Source organism: Salinivirga sp. (assembly GCF_035268865.1).
GTDB lineage: Bacteria > Bacteroidota > Bacteroidia > Bacteroidales > Salinivirgaceae > Salinivirga.
In genome coordinates this window covers 1-2,962 of sequence record NZ_DATFKB010000198.1, presented here as the reverse complement: position 1 = coordinate 2,962, position 2,962 = coordinate 1, and the positions used below count along the sequence as shown (strand labels likewise).

Here is a 2,962-nt window from a genome sequence, read left to right as displayed (position 1 = left end):
CTCCAGTCTGGATTCTGCAATGGTGGTTCAACTCCTGAGCATCATAGAAAAACTTGATACAACGCTGATCATTGTATCGCAAGCGCTGCTTCCGTTGATTTCATGCTGCGACCGTATTGCTGTTTTGGCCGGAGGTGAAATCATTGGCTGTGGCAAAAAAAAGGAAATATTAAAAGATGAAAACCTGATGCGGGAAGGAGGGGTAGATATTGATTTTTACAGGAGAATGTATAAAGAATATCTGGAATAGCGCAGCATTAAACGGTTTGGCGTGCTTTTGCTGACAGACGATGGGGAACACCGATTTATCGGGTTATGAATCAAGTCCCATTGAGGTTTCCACAGTCCCGTGCCCTGAGGCCGGCCATAATCCATAAGATTATCGGTGGTGCCTTGGCCCAGTTTCAAAGAACTTTCCGGACTGAAAGGGTGGCGGAGGTTAAAGGCTCTCCCGATCTGGCTCGGGATTGTTCGTTCTAATATTTTGCTTCGCTACCACTCGCAAAACAAAAGAACTCTCGAACATAAAACCTTTTTTGTCGGCATCGGGATATTTTATAAAGAAGAGGTATTGAGTATTTTTATCGGTGAAACGAAAGAATATTAAATACTCATATTTAAACACTTACTCAAACAAACAAAACAAAAAACCTTATTTCGGACAAATTTGTCTTGATTTTTTAATTTATTGTGCTTTACTTTGTAATGTAATCAAATCTTAAGGGATAAAATTAAGAATATGGGACAACAAAACGATCAAAACATCGCGCAGGGATATGTGTATGCCGGCGGAGCAGCAGAACATCAGTGTTCATGTGGTGGAAACTGCGGCTGCAAAACCGACGATTCGCATGAGTGTGGCTGCGGCGGTGAGTGTAACTGCAAATGATGCCATTTACATTTTAAATTGAATGTTTGGTAGTATGCCGATAAATTAATGAATAGTGTAAAGAAGTGAAGTTTTTGGTAAGTTCATTAAATAATCGGTATAAACGCTTTCTATCTTTGGGTTTTTGAAGGAAGTGAAGTTGCCTAAAGAGAAGCCCCGGCAGGAAAAGTCCTGCCGGGGCTTTTGTTTGGCCTCCCCCAAGGGGCATTGCCGTAAACTTAAAGATGTAATGATCTGATAGTAAATAGGTTGCAAGAAAGCACAAAGAGGCTTCCGCCTCCAGCTGTTGAGAACGTCCTCATACCTAATTTTTTTTGGCCAACAGATTGTTGGCCTGACGTTTTACATGCCTCTAATATACTAAAAATCTGCATTGTATGAAAACTTTATTTAGATTATTTGTGTGCTTCTCCAATTAATTCTTCCTTTTCGATCATCATGTAATAAATGTGAATTACAAGCATCCATTAACCAGCTTAGGGCCTCTTTTGCGCATTGTCTATTTCCTCTCAAAATGAACATGAACTTTTCTTTTATTAGGGCAAAGGCCTTGTATATTTTTAATAGACTAACTCTCTTCTTACTTTTAGCGTAAGTGATGACATCCAGAGTTTGGTAGAACTTCCATTGTAAGATAATCATTATCAGCTTAGAATAAAGCAGGAACTCGTATCGATCAACTCCCATTTTTTTTATTTTATGAAACTGAATATTCTGTTTCCAAGCTTTGAATGTCATTTCAATTTGCCAACGAATACCATAGATGCGTCTAACTTCACTTGCTGCAATCATCTTGGAAGAACAGTTTGTTAATAAAAGGTTCAACCCAAACTTAGCTTTTCGTTGCTTTGATATTTTCGTGCTCTTCTTTTTGGCATATTTTTCTGCTTTTCTAATTCTCTCGGCTTTCACTTCGTCTGGTAGCAGTTCGATAACAAGACGTGTTCTGTATTTTTCTGTTCCCAAGAGAACTTCTTTTTCCAACACAGACAAATTATTTTTGCGCATATACCGCTCTATTTTTGCAAAGTTTAAAAGATCTCCGGTGTCAGCATCATTAATTTTGCTAATACTTGGATTGAGCCTTGAGATGTACCAAGCTTCTGAGTTATCAATTAATTTTAATACTCCTAAAGAAACGTACCCTAAATCTCTTAATACAAGATCGTTCTTGCGAATATCGGCCATTGTTTCTTTCGCATTATGAAGGTCTTGATGATTAAAAGGACTAACGCCTAACTCTAGAACTTTTAGATTTTTCAAATCATATTCAAACTGTATGCGAACTGCTGATTTCGATCCTGCGCCTCCACTACCTGGATATACACTTTTAAAATGGTCAGGCAACTGATTGCAGGTTGAGTCTTTAATTGTTATTCGCTCAAAGCACGAATGTGAAAAAACTGGAACCTTATCTACAAGATTTGAATGAAGAAGGCCCTCCAATACTTGCTTCAAAAAATTCGTTGCATTTTTGTTGAACCTCTTTTTAACCGCTTGCCTGGTAAGTTTAATACCAAACTTAAAATCCAAATACATGGCTATGTCATTAAGGCTAACTTTGGATGGATCGTCGTTGCTAAATAATACAGCCTCAACCAATGGTATTGGTCTGATTTTGCGAATACGCTTGATAAATCCATTGGATTTTGACATGTTCAAAATGTTCTCGTTATCGAACATTTTATTAACTTCATCTTCTAATTTATTTATTACCCTTATACCTTAGGCAGGTGATTTGACGTTTTATCACCTGCCTTTTTCAGCAACTTATAGCTTAAGTTTACAGCAATGCCCTTCAGGGGGTTAGGTTTACCCTGTGAAAAACTGTTTCTACATGGCGACCTCTGTGAGGTTTATTTTTCATTGGGGGGTGGTGCGGCTGGGGGGAGTAGTGTTTTGGGTTCAGTGTGTTTTGAGTGTTGTGTTATGTGTTGGTTACCCAGCGTTTTGAGTTCCGTGAGTGACGGGTTGGAGGTGTCCCAATAGAGAAGTGTTGTGTAAGGGATTCATGCTTAATCTACTTAATTTAACCGCGGAGCGGTGACAGACCGGTAGCAGAAATGGGTTCTG

3 protein-coding genes are annotated in these 2,962 nt (G+C 38.8%); 2 read left to right on the top strand and 1 reads right to left on the bottom strand.

The genetic code is table 11. The features are described from left to right. A partial coding sequence (locus tag VJ937_RS11935) for a hypothetical protein (protein WP_324067398.1) occupies nt 1–250 on the top strand: 250 nt, incomplete at its 5' end. Nucleotides 251–739: 489 nt separating this feature from the next. Further along, the gene (locus VJ937_RS11930) at nt 740–889 is read left to right on the top strand and encodes a hypothetical protein (RefSeq protein WP_324067396.1); all 150 of its coding nucleotides are present in this window, start codon (nt 740–742) and stop codon (nt 887–889) included. A 390-nt stretch (nt 890–1,279) separates the two neighbouring features. On the opposite strand, the gene VJ937_RS11925 is transcribed toward VJ937_RS11930, so the two are convergent. After that, complete coding sequence (locus VJ937_RS11925; RefSeq protein ID WP_324067394.1) at nt 1,280–2,572, bottom strand: IS4 family transposase; 1,293 nt, start codon at nt 2,570–2,572, stop codon at nt 1,280–1,282. Between the last annotated feature and the right edge of the window lie 390 nt (nt 2,573–2,962).